We start from the raw sequence: 23,900 nt of genomic DNA on the forward strand, positions 1-23,900 counted from the left end.
CGACGAAGCCGCAGACAGTACAGATAGTACGGCAAGGCGAGGCAACGCCGTACTGGTTTAAAGTTAATCCACTATACCCTCCAAAGGTTGTCTGAAACCACACAAAGCATTACCCTATGATTCATCCCAATTTCAAAGAATACCTTCCCTCCTATTATTTTAGCACCATTAATCCCCACACCGCTTATCCCAAGCTTGAAGGTCGTCTGAAAACCGAAACCTGCGTCATCGGCGGAGGATTGACAGGACTTTGCACCGCCCTTCCCCTTGCCGAAAACGGACACGAAGTGATCGTACTCGAAGCCGCCCGCATCGGCTTCGGCGCATCAGGGCGCAGCGGCGGGCAAGTCATCAGCGATTACGCCTGCGGTATGGAAGAAATCGAAAAACAAGTCGGCTTGGAACAAGCCCGCTGGTTTTGGCAGCAATCCCTGCAAGCCGTCGAACTCGTTGACGAACGGGTTAAAAAACACCAAATCGCCTGCGATTGGCAGCGTGGCTATGCTACCGTCGCTATTCGCCCGCAGCATTGGGAAGAATTGCGACAATGGCATGAACACGCCCAAAAACATTACAACGCCACCCATTACGAACTTTGGGATAAAGACACGCTTAAACAACAACTTAACAGCGATATGTACTTAGGCGCGCAATTCGACCCCCATTCCGGCCACCTCCATCCGCTCAACTATACCCTGGGCATCGCCCGCGCCGCTGCCGAAGCAGGCGCGCAGATTTTCGAACAGTCCCCGATGACCCGTATCGAATCCTATCAAGGCAACTGGCTCGTCCATACCCCGGACGGCAGCATCGAATGCCAAAACCTCGTGTATGCCGTCAACACTTACGCCGGTTTGCATCAAAAATTCAAGCCGTTGGAAAAAAAAGCCATCGCCGTCAGCACCTTCATCATCGCCACCGAACCGCTGGGCGAACGCGCCAAAGAACTCATCCGCAACAACATGGCCGTCTGCGACAACCGCCACGTCCTCGACTACTACCGCCTCAGCGCCGACGGCCGCCTGCTCTTCGGCGGTAAAGACAACGAGTTCATCGACGACCCCGACCGCATGACCGAACTTGTCCGCCAAGACATGCTCAAAGTCTTCCCCCAGCTTGCCGATGTCAAAATCGAACATTCCTGGGGCGGCGAATGCGACATTACAGCCAACCTCGCCCCCCACTTCGGCAGGCTCGCGCCCAATGTTTACTATGCCCAAGGCTACTCGGGACACGGCATGGCGATTACCGGCATAGCAGGCCTTGCCACCGCCGAAGCCATCATGGGTGACGATGGTCGTCTGAAACCGTTTGAAAAACTCAAACACCCCAGCATCATTACCCAACCTTTCCTGCGCAAACTCGGCTCCTTCCTCGGCTCGAAATATTACCAATGGAAAGACAGCCGTTAAGCATTTGGTTAAGCTCGAACACATCAACAAAAGGTCGTCTGAAACCCGATTCAGGTTTCAGACGACCTTTTCGATATTGAATTGAAGGCTTCCAATCAAACTGCTATCGCATCAAATGTTCAACGAACGCTCGATGCATTTAGATTCCTACCCTCTCCGTTTGTGCTCCAAACCCATTACATCAAATGAATCCCGCTTGCCGGATTGGAAACATTCTCATATACGGTAATCGAAACAATTTTCCCGCTTTCGTCAAACACAATTTCCAGATAAGGCTTATCAGGACTGCGGTCGCGGTTGAACAGGCGGAATGCCCTTTGCGCCTCAAAAATCTTCCCGCGCGCTTTCAAATATTCGGGCAGCTGGCTGATGTTTTGAAAACTCCCACCAAACCCGCCGCCGTGTTTCTTGAGATATTCCGGCGTTGCTTCTATGCCGAAATTGCGCGTTATTCTCAGCGGCTGATTTGAACCTTGGCTCGTATGACTGCCTATTGATAAAACCAAAGTATTCTGCTGCCTGAGTGCCTTCATCTCTTGAACTAACGGTTCTATCACCTGCTCATTATAGCTTCGCTCCCCTTTTGTCATCTGATCAATAGCTTCTATCACTTTATTAACGTTTTCAGGGTCATTCGCATCGATATCAGGAAACATTGCCTGAGCCAGAGGATCATCTCCGCCGGGAATGCCCCAAATCGCCGCCAATTCTTTAGGGCTGCGTTCAAACAAACAACTGGAATCGATATTCTCGGCAACCTGACGGACAAAATCATCAATGCCGTCAATCTGATGCAGGTTGGTACAATTTGAAGAAGGTGCGCTTTCTACTTTGTTTATGTCCGTTTCTACGGTCTTATCATTTGTATTGGATTTCTCGGAAACAGAAGATAAAGGTGCAGAAACAACAGATTCTTTTACCTTATCCTGTTTGTCAGGAGAGCAAGCCACCAATAAGACGGCGACGAATAATAAGAAAAATTGGGATGTATTGTTTTTGATCATTCTATATTTCCAGTAATGTGTATTTAAAATATAAAAATCAGTTAGTTGATAGATTCAAATAAAAACACTCATATCCCTATTCGAATCCACTACCAATCTAATCAATTAAAGTTATTCCTGCTCATCAAACAAGCTAACATCAAACAAATCCGGTTCACTCATCCGAACGCGGCAATCAACCTTAATGTCCTCGTGAACCCGACAGCAACACGGCAGAATCTCGCCGGGCGCGACAAACGCGAGCGGGAAATCGTCGTAGGACACCCTACCGTCTAATATTTTGACGCGGCAGGAACCGCAATAGCCGCTTCGGCACTGGTATTCGACCTCGTGGCCGGTGCGCTCCAAGCCCTCCAATAAGGTTTCGCCTTCTTGAAGCTCGAAGGTTTTGTCGTGTGTACTGATGAGTGCCATTATTATCTGTTTAAGCGGGAAAGGCCGTCTGCACGGTGTATCCGAAATTTTTGATTTCGTTTCTACACCTGTTCAGACGACCTCTGATAATGGAAATGCGGAAAAACCGCCGAGTTTGATTACAGTTCGAAATCGCCCAAATCGTCCGCGCTGACTTCCGAATCGATCTGACCGATTAAGTAAGAAGAAATTTCCACTTCCTGCGGCGCGACCTGCACGTTGTCGGACGAAAGCCACGCGTTAATCCACGGAATCGGGTTTTGAGTAGCACCTTCGAATCCGGCAGGCAGACCGACCGCCTGCATACGCAGGTTAGTAATGTATTCGACGTATTGCGCCAGAATTTCCTTGTTCAGACCAATCATCGAACCGTCTTTAAACAGATAGGCAGCCCATTCTTTTTCCTGCTCCGCCGCTTTTTTGAAGAGTTTGAAACATTCGTCCTGCAATTCGACAGCGATTTCCGCCATTTCAGGGTCGTCTGAACCGGCGCGCATCAGGTTGAGCATATGCTGGGTGCTGGTCAGGTGCAGGGCTTCGTCGCGGGCAATCAGTTTGATGATTTTGGCGTTACCTTCCATCAACTCGCGCTCGGCAAAGGCGAACGAACAAGCGAATGAAACATAGAAACGGATGGCTTCCAACACATTGACGCACATCAGGCAGAGATAGAGTTTTTTCTTCAACTCGCGCAAAGACACGGTAACGAGCTTGCCGCCGACATTGTGCGCACCTTCGCCCAGCAAGTTGTAATACTGGGTGTATTCGATTAAATCATCGTAATAGCAGGCGATGTCTTCGGCGCGGGCGATGATGTATTCGTTCTGCACGATGTCGTCGAACACGACTGACGGGTCGTTGACGATATTGCGGATAATATGGGTATAGCTGCGCGAGTGGATGGTTTCGCTGAAGCTCCACGTTTCAATCCAAGTTTCCAACTCGGGAATCGACACCAAAGGCAACAAGGCAACGTTCGGACTGCGGCCTTGGATGGAATCGAGCAAGGTTTGGTATTTCAGATTGCTGATAAAAATGTGTTTTTCATGCTCAGGCAGATTGGCGTAGTCGATGCGGTCGCGCGACACGTCGATTTCTTCTGGCCGCCAGAAGAAAGACAGTTGTTTTTCAATCAGTTTCTCAAATACTTCGTATTTCTGCTGGTCATAACGTGCAACATTCACCGGCTGACCAAAAAACATCGGCTCTTTCAGCGCGTCGTTTTTCTGTTTGCTGAAGGTGCTGTATTGCATGATGAGGTGTTCGCAGGACATGGGTTGGCTTTCTATTGATTGGATTTCTTGGTTTCGGGCTTGGTGTGAGGCCGTCTGAAAGGGTGGATGGGCTTCAGTCCAAAAGGTTGTCTAAAGCACTTGTTTTGCTTGTAATCTGTGTTTGGTTATATTTGAGCTGAAATGTAAAAAAATTGCCTTAATCGAGCTTTTGGGTATAATTGCTGCCAACAACTCCCCCAGCTTTGCCAACCCGATGTGGTTGGATTAACAAGGCTGGGGGCTTTCTTTTGCTTATTTGCGCCATAACCGCCACTTTTCAGGGTTGATGGTCATGCCCATTTGCTCAAAGGATATTGCCCCATTCTCAACGGATGGGAAGTCAGCTAGCAATGAAAAAAATCTCTCGCCCCATCTGGAGGCCGGACAAATAATATCCAGCATCCGTTTCATAAGGCAAAAATAAACAAACGAGCGACCTACAGGTAATTTTTCCCATTCGGTATCGCTCAAGCCTTTCAAACTGGCCTTAATAGCAATATCCCGATTCCACAAGCGGCTGTGATGCGCTGAGACATTTCGGATGACATTAAAAGCATGCAGGTGGGTTTGCAGATGACGGCCGTCTTTTAGGCGGTAAAACTTGGCAATCCGATTTTTATCTTCCTCGCTCATCCCTTTATAAAGCATAGACATCGTACCGAAATCCCATACTTCACAGGCCGCCCATACGGGTAAATCGGAATAATGTTGCAGATGATGTTTGACAAAGCCGGTTTCTTTTTCACGATGTACGAGATTATCGTATCTTTCCAACCATTCTGCATGGTTAAAACCAGGAGCAAAATATCGGGCATCCTTGTGGGCCAACGGGTGATGTTTGCCTAATGTATATGCAATATTGACTCTTAGTGCAATTTCAATCCGCTCTAAAGCATCCAATGCCAATTGCCGCAACCGCTTATCAAACATGTATAGTTTTTTTACATCTTCAAAACTGCTGTTGGGTATGAAGCTGTCTAATCTATTTTTCGGGTTTTTGGGATTAAATTGGCGAAACGGATAAAGATAACCGCTCAACCGGTAATATCCAATAGTCCTTAAATACCCTAAAGCTTTTTTCTCATCTGCAACGTGTAATCCTCTATTTTTTAAAATCTCTAACTGTTCTTCATAAGTTTTCCAAATCTTAGGCTCTTTAGTTTGATTACTTTGCATTGTTCACTTCCTTTTATTTAAAGCAAGTTTACTGAGCATCAAATCTTACAAGCCCCGCCGGCGCAGCCGTCGTCTTGGATGTCGGTTTGGGTGTCGTCGGCGCCGTCGCGGGTGTTGTGGTAGTACAGGGTTTTGACGCCGTATTTGTAGGCGGTCAGCAGGTCTTTGAGCATTTGTTTCATGGAAACTTTGTTACCCTCGAACTTACTCGGATCGTAGGCTGTATTAGCAGAAATCGATTGATCGACGAATTTCTGCATCACGCCGACAAGTTTCAAATAGCCTTCGTTGCCCGGAAGCTGCCATAGGGTTTCATAGGCGTCTTTCAGGGTTTCAAACTCCGGTACGACTTGTTTCAAAATACCGTCTTTCGATGCTTTGACCGTTACCAATCCGCGCGGCGGTTCGATGCCGTTGGTGGCGTTGGCGATTTGCGAACTGGTTTCAGACGGCATGAGTGCGGTTAGGGTGGAGTTGCGCAGGCCGTATTTGACGATGTCGGCGCGCAGGCTTTCCCAGTCGCACAACAGCGGTTCGCTGCACACGGCATCCAAGTCTTTTTTGTAGGTGTCGATGGGCAGTTTGCCTTGCGAATAAACGGTTTGATTGAACAGCGGGCATGCGCCGTATTCTTTGGCGAGGTTCACCGAGGCTTTGAGCAGGTAATACTGCATGGCTTCAAAGGTACGGTGGGTCAGACCAAGCGCGGAATCATCGCTGTAACGGACGCCGTTTTTCGCCAGATAGTAGGCATAGTTGATGACGCCGATGCCGAGCGTGCGGCGGTTCATGGTCGCGGTGCGGGCGGCTTCGACCGGATAGTCTTGGTAATCCAACAAGGCATCGAGTGCGCGCACGGTCAAATCGGCAAGCCCTTCCAGCTCGTCCAAGCTGTTTAATGCGCCCAAATTGAAGGCAGACAGGGTACACAGGGCGATTTCGCCGTTCGGATCGTTGATGTTGTCCAGCGGTTTGGTCGGCAGGGCGATTTCCATGCACAGGTTGGACTGGTGCACGGGTGCGACGCGCGGGTCAAACGGGCTGTGCGTGTTGCAGTGGTCAACGTTTTGGATGTAGATACGTCCTGTTCCGGCGCGTTCCTGCATCAACGTGGAGAACAAATCGGTAGCCGACAAGGTGCGCTTGCGGATATTCGGGTCTTGCTCGTATTTTGTGTAGAGACGCTCGAATTCGTCTTGGTCGGCAAAGAACGCGTCGTACAGGCCGGGGACTTCGTTGGGCGAGAACAAGGTGATGTTGCCGCCTTTAATCAGGCGGGTGTACAGCAGGCGGTTGATTTGCACGCCGTAATCCAGTTGGCGGATGCGGTTGTCTTCCACGCCGCGGTTGTTTTTCAATACCAACAGGCTTTCGGCTTCGATGTGCCACAAGGGGTAGAACAAGGTTGCCGCGCCGCCGCGTACGCCGCCCTGCGAGCAGGATTTGACCGCCGCTTGGAACATTTTGAAAAACGGAATGCAGCCGGTATGTTGCGCTTCGCCGCCACGGATTTCGCTACCCAAACCGCGGATGCGTCCGGCGTTGATGCCGATGCCCGCGCGTTGGGAAACGTATTTCACAATCGCGCTGGTGGTGGCGTTGATGGAATCCAGACTGTCGTCGCATTCAATCAATACACAGCTTGAGAACTGGCGCGTAGGCGTACGCACGCCGCTCATAATCGGGGTTGGTAGCGATACTTTGAACGTAGAAACGGCGTCGTAAAAGCGTTTGACGTAATCCAGGCGCGTCTCTTTCGGGTATTTGCTGAAGAGACACATCGCTACCAAAATGTATAAAAACTGCGGCGTTTCATAAATCTGGCGGGTAACGCGGTTCTGCACCAGATATTTGCCTTCAAGCTGCTTCACGGCGGCATACGAGAAGGTCATATCGCGACTGTGGTCGATATAGGCATTCAGCTCGTCAAACTCTTCGCGGCTGTAATCTTCGATGATGTGGCGGTCGTATTTGCCCGCATCGGTGAGTTTTTTAACGTGGTCAAAGAGATGCGGCGGTTCGAACTCGCCGTAAGCGATTTTGCGCAGGTGGAAAATCGCCAGACGCGCGGCGAGATATTGATAGTCAGGCGTATCCTGCGAAATCAGGTCGGCAGCCGCCTTGATGATGGTTTCGTGGATGTCGTCGGTGCGGATGCCGTTGTAAAACTGGATGTGCGATTTGAGCTCGACTTGCGATACGGAAACGTTTTTCAAGCCTTCCGCCGCCCAAGTAACGACGCGGTGGATTTTGTCTAAGTCGAGATTTTCCAAACGTCCGTCGCGCTTGGTTACTTTCAAATCAGTCGGTGCATTCATCGTGAGCTTTCTCCATCCTGAAACACAAGATACAGTATGTATTAATATCGAGTGGCACAATATAGTGTATTTTTCGTCGCTTATCCAGTCTTGACAAGACTGCTGTTTTGAAATCGTGCTTTTCCCAATTTTCTTTCAGACAACCTCTTTCCCTATGATTCAAGCCTTACCGCGAAAACGTGTTTTTCGTCATCAAAACCCTCATGCGGCTATGCGCTTATGAAATAAGGCAAATTCGGATTTGTGTTAAATTTTGAAAATATAATGGCATACAACATGATGAAATAAGCAATAAAGGTCGTCTGAAACCTTATTCCAGTTTTCAGACGACCTTTCAGATGTTCAAAATTTGTGTATTTAATCTTGCAACGCGGCGGCGATTTCGTTGCGCAGTTTATTTAAAAACCTGCCGTGGCGCACCCATTGGGCGGCGGCTTCGTGATCTTTCGCTGCAAAGGCCGTCCGCAAATCTTGATACAGCTTGTCTTGTTCGCGGCTGATTTCTTGGTCCAACGCGCGCAAGGCTTCGTTGTTTTGCTCCATTTGCGCATCCATCAGCGTTTCGCGCCATTCCATTTGCTGCATGAGAAATTCAGGGGCAAAAGAAGTATGTTCCGGCGCATCGGCATCAATGCCCTGAGCTTTCAGAAGGTACGCGGCGCGGTCGATGGGATTTTTCAAGGTGCGGTAGGCATCGTTGATGGTGGAAGACATCATCACTGCCTGCTTTTGCTCGAAGGCGGAAGCGGACGCGAATTTGTCGGGATGGAAACGTGCCGCCAAGGCACGGTAGGTTTGCTCCAAGTTTTCAGTATCGATATCAAAAGCGGGTTCAAGCTGGAAGAGTGTGAAATATTGAGACATGGCGGGATAATTAATGTGAAATTTTCGGCAGAAGCCTGATTTTGCCTTATAATCCGCTGATTCTTAACCAAAAGGACTGAATATGAGCAGTAAAGTACAGCACAATAAAGGCAAAATACGCGACAATGCTTTAAAAGCCTTAGTGAAATCCGATTTGTTCCGACACAAGGTCGAACGAAAAAGAAAAGGCAAAGGCAGCTACAACAGACAGGAAGCGAAAAAATGGCGGGACGGTTTTGATACTGTCCCGCCACTTTTTTGTCTTAAACGTGAAAGCTCTCGCCGCAGCCGCAAGAGTCTTTGACGTTCGGGTTTTCAAATTTGAAACCTTCCTGCAAACCTTCTTTGGTGTAATCGACCTGCGTGCCGTCCAGATAAACCAAACTTTTCGGGTCAATATAAACGCGCGCGCCGTGTTCTTCAAAAATCAGGTCGTCGTCGTTGACTTCATCGACAAATTCAAGGTTATACGCCATGCCCGAGCAGCCGCTGGTTTTTACCCCCAAGCGCACGCCCAAGCCTTTGCCGCGCTTGGTCAGGTAGCTGTTGATGTGTTTGGCTGCGTTTTCTGTGATGGTAATCATGCTTCTTTCCTTATTCGCAATCATTGTCTTATTTTGCCTGCTTTCATTTTCAGACGACCTATTGCCTTTCAGGTCGTCTGAAAACGCTGTTTTGCCCACTCTATCGCGGTGGAAACGGCAGCTTTTGCCTGCGGACTGTTTTTCCAACAAGTCGAGCCGGTCAGTTTTGCGCCTTGTTCCAAAACGTCGTCCAAATCCGCAGCAGCCAGCGTGGCAACATCATCCAAACCCATTTGCTGCAAACGCTACTATACGGTTTTTCCTATGCCTTCGACAGTAGAAGAGATCAGGCTTCTTCTTGGCTAAGTATAGTTTTTTCGTGTAGGCGTCTGCAAAGTTTAGCTAAGATGCAGTCTGCCTGAAACCATCGGGCTGAGAGAGAGCAAACACGACATGGATGTCGGCAAGGCGTGTCAGACCCTTGTTTTCCAGTCACTTGCAGTGCCTTCAGCATAAATAGTATCCACTGAGACAAAGCTTAAGGATACGCCTGGCAATACTTTCAAGCAGCCTATTTCAACTGGCTGTCCTTACTGCCACGCCGGTTGTAGGCGTAGTGGAATTGCTGTTGTTTGTCCGCTTCTTCTTGGCAGGCAATGCACAACTGCACGCCAGGCAGGGCGCGGCGGCGGGCTTCGGGAATCGGCTCGCCGCATTCGGCGCATTCTCGTGCGCTTTCGCCGGAGGGCAGGTTTTGCCGTGCGGCAGCCAACGCGTCGTCCAAATTGGCGTCGATTTGCGCCTGCTCCGCGCCGTCTGGCGCCCAGCCGCCAGCCACGTTATACGCCTTTTTTCTTTTTGTAGTCCGCCACAGCAGCTTTTACCGCATCTTCAGCCAAGATGGAGCAGTGGATTTTTACCGGTGGAAGTTCCAATTCTTCAGCGATTTCGCTGTTTTTGATTGCCAGCGCGTCATCCAGGCTTTTGCCTTTGACCCACTCGGTAATCAGGCTGGAAGAAGCGATTGCAGAGCCGCAGCCGTAAGTTTTGAATTTGGCGTCTTCGATGATGCCTTCGTCGTTCACTTTGATTTGCAGGCGCATCACGTCGCCGCAAGCCGGCGCGCCGACCATGCCGGTGCCGACAGACTCTTCGTCTTTGTCGAAAGTACCGACATTGCGGGGGTTTTCATAGTGGTCGATTACTTTATCGCTGTATGCCATGATGTGGTTTCCTTAATGTTTTTTGATGGTTTAAGTGGTTTGTTTGCCGGTTTTCAGACGACCTGAAGTTTAGATTTTGCACGCACCGCCTTCGCAGCCTTCGTCGTTTTCCGAATCGACGCCGCCTTCCACGGTAACGCCGTCAAAATCTTCAAGCAGGTTGTCGAGATTGTCCAAATCTAAATCTTGTTCGTTCATGGTTTTATATCCTTGATTTTAATGTGGTGGCTTTTAGGTCGTCTGAAAAGGTCTTTTGAGATTTTCAGACGACCTTTTTTATTTATTAGGTAGGTTTAGTTGTTAAACCCAACATTTCGAGCAGATTGATAGGCTTGTTGGGTTTTCAACCCAACCTGCGGTTACTTAAATACATTTATAACAGTTGGATCTATTTGAAATATATTTTCACATTGGTTATGTATAGCAACAGCCATAGCAGGTCTATCATGGAAAGATTTAATGTAAAGAATTACTTTACACTCACTGTCCGGAGTAACTATTTCTGTTTTATTATAATTCCCTAGTGTTTCTATATATTTTAGGAAAGTACTTCTATCAACCACTTTTAAATCTTCAGAATATCTGATACCCATAACAAAATCCTTAAATCTATTTGCAATTAAATTTATTTCAACGTTTAATAATATCTCGACTGAGTATAATGGGTATCTATTACTCATTTCCATAATTTCAGGCTACCTGAAACGCGAACGCGGACGTTCGCGCTCCATTATCCAAGTGCAGGCTGCTTTTAATGCGCCGCCCATTCAATCGAGTTCAAATCGATACCTTCTTTAAACATTTCCCACAGCGGAGACAGTTCGCGAAGTTTGCCGATTTTGGATTTAATCAGTTCTGCTGCAAACTGCACTTCTTCTTCGGTGGTCATGCGGCCGAAGGTGATGCGCAGGGATGAGTGCGCCAGTTCGTCGTTGCGGCCGAGCGCGCGCAGGACATAGCTGGGTTCGAGCGAAGCGGAGGTACAGGCGGAGCCGCTGGATACGGCGAGTTCTTTCACTGCCATAATCAGGCTTTCACCTTCGACGAAGTTGAAGCTGACGTTCAGGTTGTTCGGGGCGCGGTGTTCGAGGTCGCCGTTGATATAGACTTCTTCGATGCCTTCGATGCCTTTGAGGAAGATGTCGCGCAGTTTGCGGTAGTGCGCCATGTCTTGCTCGAGTTCTTCTTTGGCGATGCGGAAGGCTTCGCCCATGCCGACGATTTGGTGGGTCGGCAGGGTGCCGCTGCGGAAGCCGCGTTCGTGGCCGCCGCCGTGCATTTGGGCTTCGAGGCGGACGCGAGGTTTGCGGCGGACGTACAGCGCGCCGATGCCTTTGGGTCCGTACACTTTGTGGCCGGACATGGACAATAAATCAACTTTAGCGGCTTCGACGTCGACAGGCACTTTGCCGCAGGCTTGGGCGGCATCGACGTGGAAGATGATTTTACGTTCGCGGCAGATTTCGCCGATGGCGGGAATGTCTTGCACTACGCCGATTTCGTTGTTCACCCACATCACGGAAATCAGGATGGTGTCTTCGCGGATGGCAGCTTTGAGTTCTTCCAAATCAATCAAACCGTTTTCTTTCACACCGAGGTAGGTGACTTCAAAGCCCTGGCGTTCGAGTTCACGCATGGTGTCGAGCACGGCTTTGTGTTCGGTTTTGACGGTGATGAGGTGTTTGCCTTTGGTTTTGTAGAAGTTTGCCGCGCCTTTGATGGCGAGGTTGTCGGACTCGGTCGCGCCGCTGGTGAAGATGATTTCTTTGGGGTCGGCGTTAATCAAGGCGGCGATGTCGGCGCGGGCTTTTTCGACGGCTTCTTCTGCTTCCCAGCCGAATGCGTGGCTGTTGGAGGCGGGGTTGCCGAAGGTTTCGGTCAGATAGGGAATCATTTTTTCGGCAACGCGTTTGTCAACGGGGGTGGTGGCGGCGTAGTCGAGATAAACGGGGGTTTTGACGGTCATGGTTTGCTCTTTCTTTTTCTGTAATGTACTTAATGGATATGTGTAAATTGGATGACGTGGCTGCCGTCATCGCTGTTTTTCTGTTCGATGATGCTTTGCAGGGTAACGCTGCTGAGGTAATCGTTGATGGTTTTGTTCAGGTTTTCCCAAAGGTCGTGCGTCAGACAAGGCGCGCCGTGGTGGCAGTTGGCTTTGCTGCTGCATTGGGTGGCGTCCAGTTTGTCTTCGGCGGCGGAAATGATTTGGGCGATATGGATTTGTGCAGGAGGGGCGGCGAGGATGTAGCCGCCGCCGGGGCCTCGCAGGCTTTCGACCAGCCCGGCGCGCCGCAGTTTGCTGAATAGTTGTTCAAGATAGGAAAGCGAAATGCTTTGGCGTTCGCTGATGGCGCTGAGTTTGACAGCACCGGTTTGCGCATTCATCGCCAAATCGATCATGGCGGTAACGGCAAAACGCCCTTTTGTGGTCAGTCTCATGGTAGTTGCCTGTGTCGGCTTTTTTATAGTGGTGCGATTGTCTAATATCTGAGTGTTTCAGTCAAGTATATTCACGAGACTTCCGATTGTTTGTTTAAATGACTGTACACATTGATTTTTATCTCTCTCAAGATTTTTCTTTTTTATCCGAAACTTGGATCCGAGGTCGTTTGAAAAGTGCTATCACCCTGCTCTTGGCAGGGTTAAAACCATTTGCTTTATAATTGCGATTGATATAGATTATCTAATTCATACTAAATCATTATGGTATTCCAAAAGGTCGTCTGAAACCGCCCTACTCCGTTTCAGACGACCCACGCCATAGCATAAGCAACCCCTTAACAGAGGCAACCAACAATGAAACGCGATTTGAGCAAAATGACCTCCATCGAAGACCTGCGCCTTGTCGCCAAGCGCAAAATGCCGCGCATGTTTTACGATTACATCGATTCAGGTTCTTGGACGGAAACTACCTACCGTGAAAACACTTCGGATTTCAAAGACATCCGCTTCCGCCAAAAAGTGTTGGTCAATATGGAAGGCCGTAGTTTAGAGACCAAAATGATCGGTCAGGACGTGAAAATGCCGGTGGCGATTGCGCCGACTGGCTTTACCGGCATGGCGCACGCCGACGGCGAAATTTTGGCGGCGCGGGCGGCGGAGAAGTTCGGCATTCCGTTTACGCTTTCCACCATGTCCATCTGCTCGATTGAAGACGTTGCCGAAAACACCAGCGCGCCGTTTTGGTTTCAGCTTTATGTGATGCGCGACCGCGAGTTTATGGAAAACCTGATTAAACGTGCGAAAGATGCCAAATGTTCGGCGTTGGTTTTGACCGCCGATTTGCAGGTTTTGGGGCAACGCCACAAAGACATCAAAAACGGTCTGTCCGCGCCGCCGAAACCGACCATCGCCAATTTAATCAATCTGGCGACCAAGCCCGAATGGTGCATGAAAATGCTGAACACGGAGCGTCGCACGTTCCGCAATATTGTCGGACACGCCAAAAACGTCGGCGATTTGTCTTCGCTGTCTTCGTGGACTTCCGAACAATTCGACCCGCGCCTGAGCTGGGACGACGTCGCCCGCATTAAAGATTTGTGGGGCGGCAAGCTGATTATCAAAGGCATTATGGAACCTGAAGATGCGGAAAAAGCAGCGAAAAGCGGCGCGGACGCATTGGTCGTTTCCAACCACGGCGGCCGCCAGCTCGACGATACCGTATCCTCCATCAAAGCCTTGCCCGACATCGTCAGCGCAGTCGGCAGCGATATCGAAGTGTGGATGGACAGCGGCATCCGCAGCGGTCAGGACATCCTCAAAGCATGGGCTTTGGGCGCAAAAGGTACAATGATAGGCCGCGCGTTCCTCTACGGCTTGGGCGCATACGGCGAAGAAGGCGTTACCCGCGCGCTGGAAATCCTGTATAAAGAAATGGACATATCCATGGCGTTCACCGGTCATCGCAATATTCAGGACGTCGATGCCAGTATCCTGCAAAGCACGCGCTGGCCGAATGACAAATTCTGATTGCTTTTAAACACCAAACCGGCGGTTAAACAGATATCGCCGGTTTGGTGTTTTGAGTTTGCAGAAGATAAGGTTTTCAGACGACCTTAATTGGGTTTCTCCTAAACTGACCGGTCGTCTGAAAGTTCTTACGCAATGCGTTGGCGCATTTGCTCGAAAAGGCATACAGTCGCCGCCATGGCGACGTTTAACGACTCGGTCTGTCCCAGCATCGGGATTCTGACGCTGCCATCGACTTTTTCCAAAATTTCCCGACTCACGCCGCTGCCTTCATTGCCGAAAACCCAAGCGCAAGGAGCGTTTAAATCCAGTTGGTACAAATCGGAAGGGTTGCGCCCGTCCAAAGCGGTCGCCCATATTTTGTCCTGATAAGTATCCAGCCATTGCAGTAGGGAAACGCGGCTGTATATATCCAGCAGAAAATGCGCCCCCATACCCGCACGCAATACCTTAGGCGACCAAATATCGACGCAGTCATTACCCAACACAATCTGCTTGACGCCCGAAGCTGCCGCACTGCGTAAAACCGTACCGACATTACCGGGGTCTTGCAGTCTATCCAACACCACGCAGTCGCCGCTTAAAGGCAAATCCCGTTGCGGCGGAATCCCTATCCAAGTCATCACATCATCAGCATCGTTCAGACTGGTAATTTTAGACAAGGCTTCGTTTCCGACCCAAGTAATACCATCTTCGTCCAAGCTGCTGATTAAATTTCGGATTTCAGGATGCGTGTTTTTACTTTCGGGCAAATACACTTGTTTGGGCGTGTACCCCGCCTCTAAATAGACCTGCGAAAGATGCACGCCTTCCAACACGGTTTGTCCATATTCCCGGCGTGCTTTAGATTGTGTCAGCAGCTTGGACAAATGCTTGAGCTGCTCGTTTTGCGCGGAGGTAATTGATTTCATGTGGCGCATTATATAGCGGATTCAAATAAAAAGGATACAGAAAGGCAGCCGCACGATACCGTTCGACTTTTTTCAAACCGTTTTTTCAGACGACCTCAAGATGCATCCGTTCAAAAATAAAACCCCTGCCCGAATAGCTCGGGAAGGGATTTCTCTACTTGATGGAAATCTGTATCTCTATGCAGTTTAATGAACGGCGGAGTCCTGTTGAACCTGCATTTCAGTTCGAACCGTAGTCTGACTCACACCTTTATCATTCTTTGCAGATTCAGGCATTACCACAGCGTCCGAAGCATTTTTCGCTGTCGGATTGGCGGCTACGGGTACGATATTTTCCTGCTGGTTTTTGGTTTCAACGGCTTTTTCCGCAACCATGCCTGCAGATTCGCCCTTCACTTGCGGACCGAATTGCCATACGGCGACGGCAACCGCTGCCACGCTGGCAGCAACAGCGAAAGATTTAAAGAAGGAATTGTTTGCAGCTTGAACACCCTTAGCAGACATCGCTGCGGCAACTTCAGCCTTATGACGTTGCTTATGTTCTTCGCTGATTTCAGCAAGCGTAGCAGTAAATGCTGCGCTTTGCATGAAATCCGCATCACGCCCCGTACCTGCTTTATAGCGCATACAATCGCCAATCAGATGGTACTCGTACCACGCTTCGGCAGCGGCATCGTCGGACAACAGACGGTCTAGCATCTCTTCAGATACATCGTCGTTATCCATCAACATGGAGATATATTCGTGTGTTGTGCTCATAGTTATTACCATTATTATTACCACCTTTGATTTTCAGAAGTTTCCAGCAAAGGCCTCAAATCTTTTGCTATCACTTCCCGCGCCCTAAAAATACGGGAACGGACCGTCCCTATCGGGCAATCCATAATCGTGGCTATTTCCTCGTAAGACAAACCGTCCATTTCCCGCAAGGTAATGGCTTTGCGTAAGTCCTCGGGCAAATGCGAAATCGTTGATTCGACTGTTTGCAGGATTTCCCGATTGATCATCTCAGCTTCCGGCGTATGATAATCCGCAATCTGATCCGATAAATCCAAAATATCCCCGTCTTCATTGGCAGCCTCTGCACTGACGAACGGCAGCTTTCCTGATGTTACTAAGAAATTTTTGGCAGTATTGATAGCAATCCGATACAGCCAAGTATAAAACGCGCTCTCGCTACGAAAATTCGGCAAGGCACGGTAAGCCCTGATCATTGCCTCTTGAGCCACATCGTTGACTTCGTGTTCGTCTTTGACAAAACGGGAAATCAATCTAATGAGCCGACGCTGATATTTGGACATCAGCATCTCGAATGCTTTTTGTTCGCCTTTCTGCGCGCGCTCTACCAAGACTTGATCAATCTGGCGATCATTCATATTTTACCTTTTTATAATAACTGCATTATAAGCTATAAAGTAGTAAAGCGTGCCGTGCCAGTTTAAAGACAGCTATTGCCGCATTTAGTTCCATTTATATTTCAAAAATTTTCCGTAAACCGGTAAAAAACCGTCAATCCCTTGAAAATCGTGGCTTACTGTAAGGTTAACAATAGCAATGCAGTTTCCGTCAGTATTTGTGATAATCGGCCAGCATTTTCTGACGAACGGTACGATATGGTTTTCTTGCAACACTTTCTTAACATTTTTGAATAAAAACCCTACATTCATCATATCATCACTGCCCGCCGTCCGAATGATTCCTTCTTCTTCCAAGACCGATTCCGGCAATCCGTTGCGGTGTGGTACCAGAAAAAAGCCGTTTTCTTGGAGAATATCTTTCAGACGACCTCTGACTTCTTTTCCCTTTATCCAATCTGCGTCTGCAAACTGGCTTTGTTTCAATATGAATAAAAAATCCCGGTATAAACATACCGATGTTTCGCCGAACTGCCATTGCGCAGTTTCCGCTTCCAACAGTATCCGCGCGAAATCTGCCAGTTTTCTCGGAGAACTTTCCACAATCCCATTCTTCTTAAAAAACCGCCAAAGAATCCGGCTGCGGCGTGCCTCGCTGAATGTCTGCCAACGGCTGACTTGGAAACGCCCGCTCTCGCAAACCGTCTGATAATCCGCATCGACAACTTCGTCCAAAATCGCCAAATCGGTTTGTAACGAACGAATGTTGGCACAAACATGATGGTCGAAATTCGGAATGCGCTCCCGCCAAACCGGCAACGCCTCGTAACGCATCCAATTTCTTAAAAAGGCTGTATCGGCGTTACTTTCATCTTCGATGTTCGGCAGGTTGCAGGCAGCGGCGTAGTTTTCCAATTCTTTTCGAGGAAACGTCAGCAGTGGCCGCCAAATTTGCGTTTCCTCATCTAGTTTGCGCCATTGCGGCATGGCGGCAAGTGCTTTAATACCGCCGCCGCGAACCGCCGCGAGCATAAACGTTTCAATCTGGTCATCCTGATGGTGCGCCAAGGCGATGACACCGGAAGGGTCGTCTGAAAACGCCTGATAACGCGCTTTCCGTGCGGCGGCTTCGATTCCCAAGCCGTCTTTTTCGACTTCAACTTTTACGCTTCTGAACGGCACATTCCATTCTTGGCATAAACGTGTGCAAAACACCAGCCAGTCATCCGCATTGCAGCTCAATCCATGATGAACATGTAAAGCGTGTACGTCCAATCCAAGCTCTTCCCGCAAACACGCGAGCATATGCAGCAACACCACCGAATCCAAACCGCCGCTCAATCCAACCGTTACCATGCAACCATCCGGAAGCGAACGCGCCGAAAGACGCAAGGTTTCCAACAAACTGTGGCATTGAGGCGGAAGGTTTTCAGACGACGTCGGGTTCATATGGCGTAATCTATGCTGTCGGCAAGGTAAGTTCTTAGAAATGAAAAAGCAGGCAGGGGGGCTTCTGCCTGCTTTTCTGCACATTAATTGTTTACTTATCCGTAAACTTGCCGTAAGCCATAATCCGGTCAAAACGGCGGGACAGCAAATCCGCCATCGGCATATTTTGCGCCTCGTGCAACTCGCTTTCCAACACCGTTTTGACGTTTTTCATGGTCGTTTCAAAATCACGGTGCGCACCGCCCAAAGGTTCGCTGATCACGCTGTCAATCAAATCCAATTCTTGCAGGCGTTTGGCGGTAATACCCAAGGCTTGCGCGGCATCTGCCGCTTTCTCGGCGGTTTTCCACAGAATAGACGCGCAGCCTTCCGGAGAAATAACCGAGTAAGTCGAATATTGCAGCATATTGACGTAATCGCCGACCGCAATCGCCAGCGCGCCGCCGGAACCACCCTCGCCGATAATGGTACACAAAACCGGCACACGCAGTCGGGTCAATTCGTACAGGTTGCGTCCGATGGCTTCGGACTGACCGCGCTCTTCCGCGCCGATGCCCGGATACGCGCCCGGAGTATCGACAAAAGTCATCACAGGAATATTGAATTTCTCGGCGGTCTGCATCAAACGCAGTGCTTTACGATAGCCTTCAGGGCGCGGCATACCGAAATTGCGGCGGATTTTTTCTTTGGTATCGCGGCCTTTTTGATGGCCGATAACCATCACACTTTGTCCGTTGAAGCGCGCCAAACCACCGACGATGGCATGGTCGTCTGAATAATGGCGGTCGCCGTGCAACTCTTCAAAATCGGTAAAAATGGCTTGGATGTAATCTAAGGTGTAAGGACGTTGGGGATGGCGTGAAACCTGCGAAATCTGAGCGGGCGTCAGCTTGTTGAAAATCGATTTGGTCAGGTCGTTGCTTTTCTTCTGCAATCTGGCGATTTCATCGGAAATATCGACGGCGGACTCGCCCTGCACAAAGCGCAACTCTTCGATTTTATTGGTTAATTCGGCAATGGGTTGTTCAAAATCCAAAAAAACTGGTTTCATAGGGTGAAGCTCTCGGTAGGGACGCTGCCGCTATCATACGCCAATCAGGCATATTTGGCAGCATTTCTCATTGAGGATATGCCGTGCAAAACGGCAGATAATCGGGCGGATGCCTTTTCAGACGACCTTTTACAACGATAGTATATCTGCACTAAACAAATGAAGTGCCGTATCTTATGATAAACTTCCATTCAGTTCAATCATTTCAAACAGGCTATGAAAAACGACCACGACAATACGGCGATGCGGCTCGACAAATGGCTTTGGGCTGCGCGCTTTTTCAAAACCCGCGCGCTGGCTCAAAAACATATCGAATTGGGCAGGGTTCAGGTCAACGGCACCAAAGTCAAAAACAGCAAAAACATCAGCGCGGGCGACATCATCGACCTGACGCTCAATTCGCTGCCTTACAAAATCAAAGTATTGGCACTCAACCACCAACGCCGTCCCGCCCCCGAAGCGCGCCGGCTTTACGAAGAAGACATGAAAACCGCCGCCGAACGCGAAGCGCAAAAACAGCTCGACCAAGCAAGCCGCATCAGCGCGGCGTACCCCGACGGCAGACCGACCAAACGCGACCGCCGCCAACTCGACCGTATGAAGCGCGACAGCTGGTAGGGTTTGAAGTTCGTTTTGGTAGAATCGTATTTTTCAGACGACCTGTATCAGAAAGATAGGTACAGGTCGTCTGAAACCTTATCCCAACCAAAACAGGCAGGTTTTCCCTGCCTGTTTTTCGTCTCTGCAAAACCTTTGTCCAACCGGCTTAGAATTTGTATTCCACCTGACCGCGCAAGACGTTTACGTCTTGTTTGCTGGTACCGGCAGTCGGTGTAGCTTGTTTACCCGCCAGGTAGAAGCCTGATACTTTCCAGTTTTTCCAAGGAATATAAGTTGCGCCGATTTGTACGCCTTGCACGTTTTTGCTGTAATCCTCGGCCGAAGACACACCCGAGAGTGCGCCGACGCGGCGGTAGTTCAGGAAGACGTCGTAGGAATTGCGGACTTTCCAGTCGGCGAGTTTGTAGCGGACTTCGGTGAACACGCCGTCGTTTTTGATTTTTTGTCCTGCGTCGTTATAGGCTTTGATGTTGGACTTGCTGACCGCCGCCATCCAACGCCAATCGTCGTTGAATTTGACATCTGCGCCGATTTCGCCAAAGACGGCGTTTTTCTTCGCGCCGCGCACGTCTATGTCTTTCATGTAGCTGACGGTTGCGCCGACGTTGATGTTTTCGTTAATCGGCAGGCTGCTTTGAATGGCGGCGAAGTGTTTGCGGCGGCCGCCTATGCCCCATACGTTGTCGTTGAGGCTGCCGGTGCGGCGGCCTGCGTAAATTTTGGTGGGCAGGGTTTTGTTGTCAAAGAAGATTTCGCCGCCGGTTACTTCGGTATCCCAGACACGTCCGTAGGAGGAAAATGCGCCGAATTTACCGACGCGGGCTTTGATGCCTTCGGTAATCGAGCCTTCGGCATACAGTTTGTTCACGGGAACATCATGGTCGCCGTTGAATTTGCCGGTTTTCAAGTCGATGTTGGGTTCGATTTGGGTTACCAGTTTCCAGTCTTTATAAAGTTTGGCGCGCAACCAGAATTCGGCGTTGAAATTGGTATTGGAGGCGTCGGGCGTGGGATTGGTGCTGCTGTTGTTGGCATTGATGTCTTTGGTGTCGGCGCGGACGCGGAATGTTCCGTTTACGGTCAGCAAATCGTTGAAAATGCTGATTTTATCTTCGTCTTTGCGGATGACGCTGCCCGAATTGACGTAATCGCTCGTCGTTGCCAATGCGGCGGCATCGCGCTCTACGCTAGCGGTTTCTGCAAATGCGGTGGGTAATGCCGCCAAGGCAGTGCATACAACGGCAAAGTTTTTTTGGATGTTCATGCCAATCTCCGATTGAAGGGTAAAAGGTATTTTTAACAAAAATTCCTAATCAATATTTGTTAGAAATTTACTAATTTTTGTAATCGAACGGCTGTAATCCTATGAAAGACGGCACAAACCGTCAAGAAGATTTAGAGTATTATGCTTATTTCCAAACTGATTTTGACGCATATCAATAGAGAAAGGTCGTCTGAAAACTTCCGGCAGCATCCGTTTCGTTTTCAGACGACCTTTAGGGTTTGATTCAAGCTTTCGGCACGAACATCGCGTCCAAGATGTCGCCCAATGCCGTGCGGCGGGTTTTGCGGGTCTCCACCGCCATCCGCCATTGTTCTTCATTTCCCCAAAAAACGAAGCGTTCCCGCGCGCGGGTGATGGCGGTGTAGAGCAGCGCGTTGTTCAAGCCTGACAGCGTGTCATCCCCGCCCTGCTCTATTTTTCTTGATGGCGGTAGCAGCCACACTTCCCGGTATTCCGAACCTTGGCTTTTATGCACGGTCATGGCGAACGCGGACTCAAACTGTGGCAGGCGGCTGATGGCAATTTTTTTGAAGCCGTCCGCATTCGGGAAATACGCCGCCAAACCATTTGCCGATTCCGCGTCGGGCATAATCAGCCCGATGTCGCCGTTGAACACTTCCAGCGTATAGTCGTTGCGCGCAATCATGATGATTTGTCCCGCAAACCACGGCGTATCCGCGCCCGCCCGATGTTTGCGTTGCAGATAACGGCAATACTCTTCGTTGAACGCCTCCGCGTCCTGCCGCCATGCCGCCAAAACGACCACATCCGCCGCGTGTCCGAACGCCAGCGCCACATCGTTTTTATCGACTGCCTGCCAGTATTTTTCGTGTTTACGGTAAAGCAGCTCCGCCTGCTGTTTCAGACGACCTTCGCGGATTTCCAACTCATCGGGGAACAAGGCAAACTGCGCCCAACCTTCCCCGCTCTTGCCCGACACGACCGCCCTAGCCAAGCAACCGATGCCGCTGTCTGCGCCGAAACGGTGGCTGACCGTCAGTTGCGCGACGTTTTGCGACAAAGCCGGCGGATTTTCCTCCACGGGGAAACCATGTTCCGGCAGATAAATGCTCAACTGCTCCGCCGTCTCCTTATCCAAAACCGTCCTTCTCGACAACGCCGCCAATACCGCGCCGACACCGACCGAAGGCAGTTGGAACTCATCGCCCAAAAAAATCACGCGGCAGCCCGACGGAATCGCACGCAGCAAGTGCAAGAGCAAGGAAACATCCAACATCGAAGCCTCATCCACCACCAACACATCCAAAGGCAGCGGACGGTTGCCGTCAAACGCAGGCAGCATTTGCGGCGGGCGCAGTTTCAAAAGGCGGTGGACCGTCTGCCCTTCCAGCGCGGACAGATGATTGCGCACCGCATCCGGCATCTCGAAACCGTCCACCGCCCGATGCAGCGCGCGCGCCATATGCGCCGCCGCCTTGCCCGTCGGCGCGGCAAGCGCGATACGCGGCAGGCGCGTGGCAGAGTTGGTGCAAATCAGTCCCAACAGTTTCGCCACCGTCGTCGTCTTGCCCGTACCCGGCCCACCCGTAATCAGCATAAACGCCTGAAGCAAAGCAAGCCCCGCCGCATCCCGCTGCCCTTCGCTGCCTTTATCGGCAAACCAACCGGACAAGTTTTGCGATGCGCTCATCCAATCCACAGACTCGACTTCCTCTTCCGCCAAACGCTGAATTTCAGCCGCCAAATCATGCTCGAGCTGCCACATCCGCCCCAAAAACAACTTTTTGCCCTGCAACACCAACGGCGACGCACCCTGCCCGACCGTCGGCGCCAATCCCGCCAACTCCTCCGCCTCGCCCTCATCCAGCCAAACAAACGAATGCCCGTTCTGCAAAGCCGCAAACAGCCGCAGCACATACGGCGTCAGCACCGCAGCATCCTCCGGTACGCAACGCTCCAGCAAACGCCCCGCTGCTTGAGCGGCGGCAAGGTTCAAATCATCGGCAGTATTCTCAGCCATCATCGTTTCCCGTATTGAAAAAAGGTCGTCTGAAAACGGAAATCCAAGTTTCAGACGACCTGTATTATATCGGACAAAACAAAAATTTCCGCGACGGCAGTCTGTCGGGACGGTTTACTTCCGGCGCAATCCCAAAGTCGTCTGAAAGCCTGGCAACAGCCCCGCCGCATTTGCGGATATAATCGCCCTTCCCTGTTTTCAGACGACCCCTGCCATGCTCAGCTACCGCCACGCCTTCCATGCCGGCAACCACGCCGATATGCTCAAACATTTCACCCTCTTCCTTACGCTGGAATATTTCAACCTCAAAGACAAACCGTATTGGTATATCGACACCCACAGCGGCGCGGGTTTGTATGATTTGCGCGGCGAGCAGGCGCAGAAGGTCGGCGAATACCGGCAGGGGATTGCACGGCTGCTTCAAGCAGATGCGCTGCCCTCGGATTTGTCCGACTTTACCGGTCGTCTGAAAGAAATCCTGCCCGATGAAAACCTCTACTGCGGCTCGCCCTGGCTTGCCCGCTTTCTCACCCGAGAATGCGACAAACTTCGCCTGTTCGAGCTTCATCCTGCCGATTTTGCGCATTTGCAAAACAACATGAAAGAAGCCCGTCTGGGCAAACGCGGGCAAATCACGCAGGCTGACGGCTATCGCGGACTGATTTCGCTGCTTCCCCCGCCGCCGCGCCGCGCCGTGGTACTGATCGACCCGCCCTATGAAGAAAAACAGGATTACCGCCGCGTTGTCCAAACCCTGCAAGACGCGCTCAAACGTTTCGAGTCGGGCTGTTATCTGGTTTGGTATCCCTGCTTGAGCCGCGAAGAGAGCCGCAAGCTGCCGGAACAGTTGAAAAAACTCATGCCCGAAAATTACCTTCAAGCCGAGCTTTATGTCCACAAACCGCGCGAAGACGGGTTCGGTATGCACGGCAGCGGGATGTTCGTCCTCAATCCGCCCTATCTGCTGGCAAAAAAATTGGCGGATACGCTGCCCAAGCTGACGGAAATTCTGGCTCAAGATGATGCGGCGCGTTTCGTTTTAGACTATCAAATCAAATAAACCGGC

Annotated in this window: 26 protein-coding genes and 1 pseudogene; 5 read left to right on the forward strand and 22 right to left on the reverse strand. The window is 50.3% G+C overall.

What is annotated here, in order from left to right; all coding sequences use genetic code 11:
• Nucleotides 1–116: 116 nt before the first annotated feature.
• Nucleotides 117–1,412, forward strand: coding sequence for an NAD(P)/FAD-dependent oxidoreductase (locus AC5M9B_RS09115; protein WP_101810634.1), 1,296 nt, complete (start codon nt 117–119; stop codon nt 1,410–1,412).
• Between the two features lie 176 nt (nt 1,413–1,588).
• Here the strand turns inward: AC5M9B_RS09115 and AC5M9B_RS09120 are convergent, their stop codons facing one another.
• The 6 genes from AC5M9B_RS09120 to hscB all read right to left on the reverse strand — a co-directional run bounded on the left by AC5M9B_RS09120 (nt 1,589) and on the right by hscB (nt 8,462).
• Complete coding sequence (locus AC5M9B_RS09120; protein ID WP_070656788.1) at nt 1,589–2,416, reverse strand: NMB0938 family lipoprotein; 828 nt, start codon at nt 2,414–2,416, stop codon at nt 1,589–1,591.
• A 111-nt stretch (nt 2,417–2,527) separates the two neighbouring features.
• Nucleotides 2,528–2,830 carry a class I ribonucleotide reductase maintenance protein YfaE gene (gene yfaE / locus AC5M9B_RS09125; RefSeq protein ID WP_070656789.1) on the reverse strand — a complete coding sequence of 101 codons (303 nt, stop codon included), beginning with the start codon at nt 2,828–2,830 and terminating at the stop codon, nt 2,528–2,530.
• Between the two features lie 119 nt (nt 2,831–2,949).
• A complete protein-coding gene (nrdB, locus tag AC5M9B_RS09130) occupies nt 2,950–4,083 on the reverse strand; it encodes a class Ia ribonucleoside-diphosphate reductase subunit beta (RefSeq protein ID WP_070539918.1) in 1,134 nt (377 codons plus the stop codon).
• 273 nt (nt 4,084–4,356) lie between these two features.
• On the reverse strand, nt 4,357–5,280 hold the full coding sequence (locus AC5M9B_RS09135) for an Abi family protein (protein WP_487648535.1): 924 nt from the start codon (nt 5,278–5,280) through the stop codon (nt 4,357–4,359).
• Between the two features lie 38 nt (nt 5,281–5,318).
• Entirely contained in the window at nt 5,319–7,598 is a 2,280-nt protein-coding gene (gene nrdA, locus AC5M9B_RS09140) for a class 1a ribonucleoside-diphosphate reductase subunit alpha (RefSeq protein WP_154885353.1), read from the reverse strand.
• A 357-nt stretch (nt 7,599–7,955) separates the two neighbouring features.
• Nucleotides 7,956–8,462, reverse strand: coding sequence for a Fe-S protein assembly co-chaperone HscB (gene hscB, locus AC5M9B_RS09145; RefSeq protein WP_070539870.1), 507 nt, complete (start codon nt 8,460–8,462; stop codon nt 7,956–7,958).
• A gap of 82 nt (nt 8,463–8,544) precedes the next feature.
• On the opposite strand from hscB, the gene AC5M9B_RS09150 reads away from it, so the two are divergent.
• Nucleotides 8,545–8,766: an alternative ribosome-rescue factor A gene (locus AC5M9B_RS09150; protein WP_049229048.1), complete on the forward strand. Its 222-nt coding sequence runs from the start codon at nt 8,545–8,547 to the stop codon at nt 8,764–8,766.
• Here AC5M9B_RS09150 and iscA read toward each other — a convergent pair.
• The 8 genes and pseudogenes from iscA to iscR form a co-directional block, all read right to left on the reverse strand.
• Nucleotides 8,726–9,046, reverse strand: coding sequence for an iron-sulfur cluster assembly protein IscA (iscA, locus tag AC5M9B_RS09155; protein WP_039855777.1), 321 nt, complete (start codon nt 9,044–9,046; stop codon nt 8,726–8,728). The genes AC5M9B_RS09150 and iscA overlap by 41 nt on opposite strands.
• Nucleotides 9,047–9,114: 68 nt before the next feature.
• Nucleotides 9,115–9,336 (reverse strand): annotated as a pseudogene (locus AC5M9B_RS09160) (recombinase RecA).
• 221 nt (nt 9,337–9,557) lie between these two features.
• The gene (locus AC5M9B_RS09165; protein ID WP_049260041.1) at nt 9,558–9,824 is read right to left on the reverse strand and encodes a DksA/TraR family C4-type zinc finger protein; all 267 of its coding nucleotides are present in this window, start codon (nt 9,822–9,824) and stop codon (nt 9,558–9,560) included.
• A 1-nt stretch (nt 9,825) separates the two neighbouring features.
• Nucleotides 9,826–10,209, reverse strand: coding sequence for a Fe-S cluster assembly scaffold IscU (iscU, locus tag AC5M9B_RS09170; RefSeq protein ID WP_049229051.1), 384 nt, complete (start codon nt 10,207–10,209; stop codon nt 9,826–9,828).
• Nucleotides 10,210–10,278: 69 nt separating this feature from the next.
• Nucleotides 10,279–10,407, reverse strand: a complete 129-nt coding sequence (locus AC5M9B_RS09175; RefSeq protein WP_003685711.1) for a hypothetical protein — start codon at nt 10,405–10,407, stop codon at nt 10,279–10,281.
• A gap of 161 nt (nt 10,408–10,568) precedes the next feature.
• A complete protein-coding gene (locus AC5M9B_RS09180; RefSeq protein ID WP_039855775.1) occupies nt 10,569–10,802 on the reverse strand; it encodes a hypothetical protein in 234 nt (77 codons plus the stop codon).
• Nucleotides 10,803–10,960: 158 nt separating this feature from the next.
• Nucleotides 10,961–12,175 (reverse strand): IscS subfamily cysteine desulfurase, encoded by a 1,215-nt coding sequence (locus tag AC5M9B_RS09185; protein WP_487648536.1) that lies wholly within the window; start codon nt 12,173–12,175, stop codon nt 10,961–10,963.
• Between the two features lie 29 nt (nt 12,176–12,204).
• On the reverse strand, nt 12,205–12,651 hold the full coding sequence (iscR, locus tag AC5M9B_RS09190; protein ID WP_487648537.1) for a Fe-S cluster assembly transcriptional regulator IscR: 447 nt from the start codon (nt 12,649–12,651) through the stop codon (nt 12,205–12,207).
• A gap of 357 nt (nt 12,652–13,008) precedes the next feature.
• Between iscR and AC5M9B_RS09195 the strand changes: the two genes are divergently transcribed.
• Nucleotides 13,009–14,181 (forward strand): alpha-hydroxy acid oxidase, encoded by a 1,173-nt coding sequence (locus AC5M9B_RS09195; RefSeq protein ID WP_487648538.1) that lies wholly within the window; start codon nt 13,009–13,011, stop codon nt 14,179–14,181.
• Nucleotides 14,182–14,309: 128 nt separating this feature from the next.
• On the opposite strand, the gene AC5M9B_RS09200 is transcribed toward AC5M9B_RS09195, so the two are convergent.
• The 5 genes from AC5M9B_RS09200 to AC5M9B_RS09220 form a co-directional block, all read right to left on the reverse strand.
• On the reverse strand, nt 14,310–15,092 hold the full coding sequence (locus tag AC5M9B_RS09200) for a TrmH family RNA methyltransferase (RefSeq protein ID WP_101810662.1): 783 nt from the start codon (nt 15,090–15,092) through the stop codon (nt 14,310–14,312).
• 186 nt (nt 15,093–15,278) lie between these two features.
• On the reverse strand, nt 15,279–15,851 hold the full coding sequence (locus AC5M9B_RS09205; protein WP_257962912.1) for a sigma-E factor negative regulatory protein: 573 nt from the start codon (nt 15,849–15,851) through the stop codon (nt 15,279–15,281).
• 17 nt (nt 15,852–15,868) lie between these two features.
• Nucleotides 15,869–16,468, reverse strand: a complete 600-nt coding sequence (gene rpoE, locus AC5M9B_RS09210) for an RNA polymerase sigma factor RpoE (protein WP_019271253.1) — start codon at nt 16,466–16,468, stop codon at nt 15,869–15,871.
• Nucleotides 16,469–16,552: 84 nt separating this feature from the next.
• Nucleotides 16,553–17,896 carry a tRNA lysidine(34) synthetase TilS gene (gene tilS, locus AC5M9B_RS09215; protein WP_487648539.1) on the reverse strand — a complete coding sequence of 448 codons (1,344 nt, stop codon included), beginning with the start codon at nt 17,894–17,896 and terminating at the stop codon, nt 16,553–16,555.
• Nucleotides 17,897–17,987: 91 nt separating this feature from the next.
• Nucleotides 17,988–18,947, reverse strand: a complete 960-nt coding sequence (locus AC5M9B_RS09220) for an acetyl-CoA carboxylase carboxyltransferase subunit alpha (RefSeq protein ID WP_070656797.1) — start codon at nt 18,945–18,947, stop codon at nt 17,988–17,990.
• 216 nt (nt 18,948–19,163) lie between these two features.
• On the opposite strand from AC5M9B_RS09220, the gene AC5M9B_RS09225 reads away from it, so the two are divergent.
• A complete protein-coding gene (locus AC5M9B_RS09225; RefSeq protein ID WP_070656798.1) occupies nt 19,164–19,565 on the forward strand; it encodes an RNA-binding S4 domain-containing protein in 402 nt (133 codons plus the stop codon).
• Between the two features lie 148 nt (nt 19,566–19,713).
• Here the strand turns inward: AC5M9B_RS09225 and AC5M9B_RS09230 are convergent, their stop codons facing one another.
• The 3 genes from AC5M9B_RS09230 to AC5M9B_RS09240 form a co-directional block, all read right to left on the reverse strand.
• Nucleotides 19,714–20,832, reverse strand: a complete 1,119-nt coding sequence (locus AC5M9B_RS09230; RefSeq protein WP_070656799.1) for a hypothetical protein — start codon at nt 20,830–20,832, stop codon at nt 19,714–19,716.
• 244 nt (nt 20,833–21,076) lie between these two features.
• Nucleotides 21,077–22,834, reverse strand: coding sequence for an exodeoxyribonuclease V subunit alpha (recD, locus tag AC5M9B_RS09235; protein WP_070656800.1), 1,758 nt, complete (start codon nt 22,832–22,834; stop codon nt 21,077–21,079).
• A 64-nt stretch (nt 22,835–22,898) separates the two neighbouring features.
• Entirely contained in the window at nt 22,899–23,105 is a 207-nt protein-coding gene (locus AC5M9B_RS09240) for a hypothetical protein (RefSeq protein WP_176662391.1), read from the reverse strand.
• Here AC5M9B_RS09240 and AC5M9B_RS09245 point away from each other — a divergent pair.
• Complete coding sequence (locus tag AC5M9B_RS09245) at nt 23,049–23,894, forward strand: 23S rRNA (adenine(2030)-N(6))-methyltransferase RlmJ (RefSeq protein ID WP_019271247.1); 846 nt, start codon at nt 23,049–23,051, stop codon at nt 23,892–23,894. The two genes, AC5M9B_RS09240 and AC5M9B_RS09245, sit on opposite strands and share 57 nt — an antisense overlap.
• Nucleotides 23,895–23,900 lie beyond the last annotated feature (6 nt).

Source organism: Neisseria flava (assembly GCF_982712965.1).

Coding starts and splice junctions, on each gene's coding strand:
- AC5M9B_RS09195 (WP_487648538.1), top strand. CDS start 13,009: ATGAAACGCGATTTGAGCAAAATGACCTCCATCGAAGACCTGCGCCTT.
- nrdB (WP_070539918.1), bottom strand. CDS start 4,083: ATGCAATACAGCACCTTCAGCAAACAGAAAAACGACGCGCTGAAAGAG.
- hscB (WP_070539870.1), bottom strand. CDS start 8,462: ATGTCTCAATATTTCACACTCTTCCAGCTTGAACCCGCTTTTGATATC.
- AC5M9B_RS09135 (WP_487648535.1), bottom strand. CDS start 5,280: ATGCAAAGTAATCAAACTAAAGAGCCTAAGATTTGGAAAACTTATGAA.
- recD (WP_070656800.1), bottom strand. CDS start 22,834: ATGGCTGAGAATACTGCCGATGATTTGAACCTTGCCGCCGCTCAAGCA.
- AC5M9B_RS09120 (WP_070656788.1), bottom strand. CDS start 2,416: ATGATCAAAAACAATACATCCCAATTTTTCTTATTATTCGTCGCCGTC.
- AC5M9B_RS09240 (WP_176662391.1), bottom strand. CDS start 23,105: ATGTTTGAGCATATCGGCGTGGTTGCCGGCATGGAAGGCGTGGCGGTA.
- AC5M9B_RS09200 (WP_101810662.1), bottom strand. CDS start 15,092: ATGAAATCAATTACCTCCGCGCAAAACGAGCAGCTCAAGCATTTGTCC.
- AC5M9B_RS09185 (WP_487648536.1), bottom strand. CDS start 12,175: ATGACCGTCAAAACCCCCGTTTATCTCGACTACGCCGCCACCACCCCC.
- AC5M9B_RS09230 (WP_070656799.1), bottom strand. CDS start 20,832: ATGAACATCCAAAAAAACTTTGCCGTTGTATGCACTGCCTTGGCGGCA.
- iscU (WP_049229051.1), bottom strand. CDS start 10,209: ATGGCATACAGCGATAAAGTAATCGACCACTATGAAAACCCCCGCAAT.
- yfaE (WP_070656789.1), bottom strand. CDS start 2,830: ATGGCACTCATCAGTACACACGACAAAACCTTCGAGCTTCAAGAAGGC.
- tilS (WP_487648539.1), bottom strand. CDS start 17,896: ATGAACCCGACGTCGTCTGAAAACCTTCCGCCTCAATGCCACAGTTTG.
- AC5M9B_RS09180 (WP_039855775.1), bottom strand. CDS start 10,802: ATGGGTATCAGATATTCTGAAGATTTAAAAGTGGTTGATAGAAGTACT.
- AC5M9B_RS09225 (WP_070656798.1), top strand. CDS start 19,164: ATGAAAAACGACCACGACAATACGGCGATGCGGCTCGACAAATGGCTT.
- AC5M9B_RS09175 (WP_003685711.1), bottom strand. CDS start 10,407: ATGAACGAACAAGATTTAGATTTGGACAATCTCGACAACCTGCTTGAA.
- iscA (WP_039855777.1), bottom strand. CDS start 9,046: ATGATTACCATCACAGAAAACGCAGCCAAACACATCAACAGCTACCTG.
- rpoE (WP_019271253.1), bottom strand. CDS start 16,468: ATGAATGATCGCCAGATTGATCAAGTCTTGGTAGAGCGCGCGCAGAAA.
- AC5M9B_RS09245 (WP_019271247.1), top strand. CDS start 23,049: ATGCTCAGCTACCGCCACGCCTTCCATGCCGGCAACCACGCCGATATG.
- AC5M9B_RS09115 (WP_101810634.1), top strand. CDS start 117: ATGATTCATCCCAATTTCAAAGAATACCTTCCCTCCTATTATTTTAGC.
- AC5M9B_RS09220 (WP_070656797.1), bottom strand. CDS start 18,947: ATGAAACCAGTTTTTTTGGATTTTGAACAACCCATTGCCGAATTAACC.
- AC5M9B_RS09205 (WP_257962912.1), bottom strand. CDS start 15,851: ATGAGCACAACACACGAATATATCTCCATGTTGATGGATAACGACGAT.
- AC5M9B_RS09150 (WP_049229048.1), top strand. CDS start 8,545: ATGAGCAGTAAAGTACAGCACAATAAAGGCAAAATACGCGACAATGCT.
- nrdA (WP_154885353.1), bottom strand. CDS start 7,598: ATGAATGCACCGACTGATTTGAAAGTAACCAAGCGCGACGGACGTTTG.
- iscR (WP_487648537.1), bottom strand. CDS start 12,651: ATGAGACTGACCACAAAAGGGCGTTTTGCCGTTACCGCCATGATCGAT.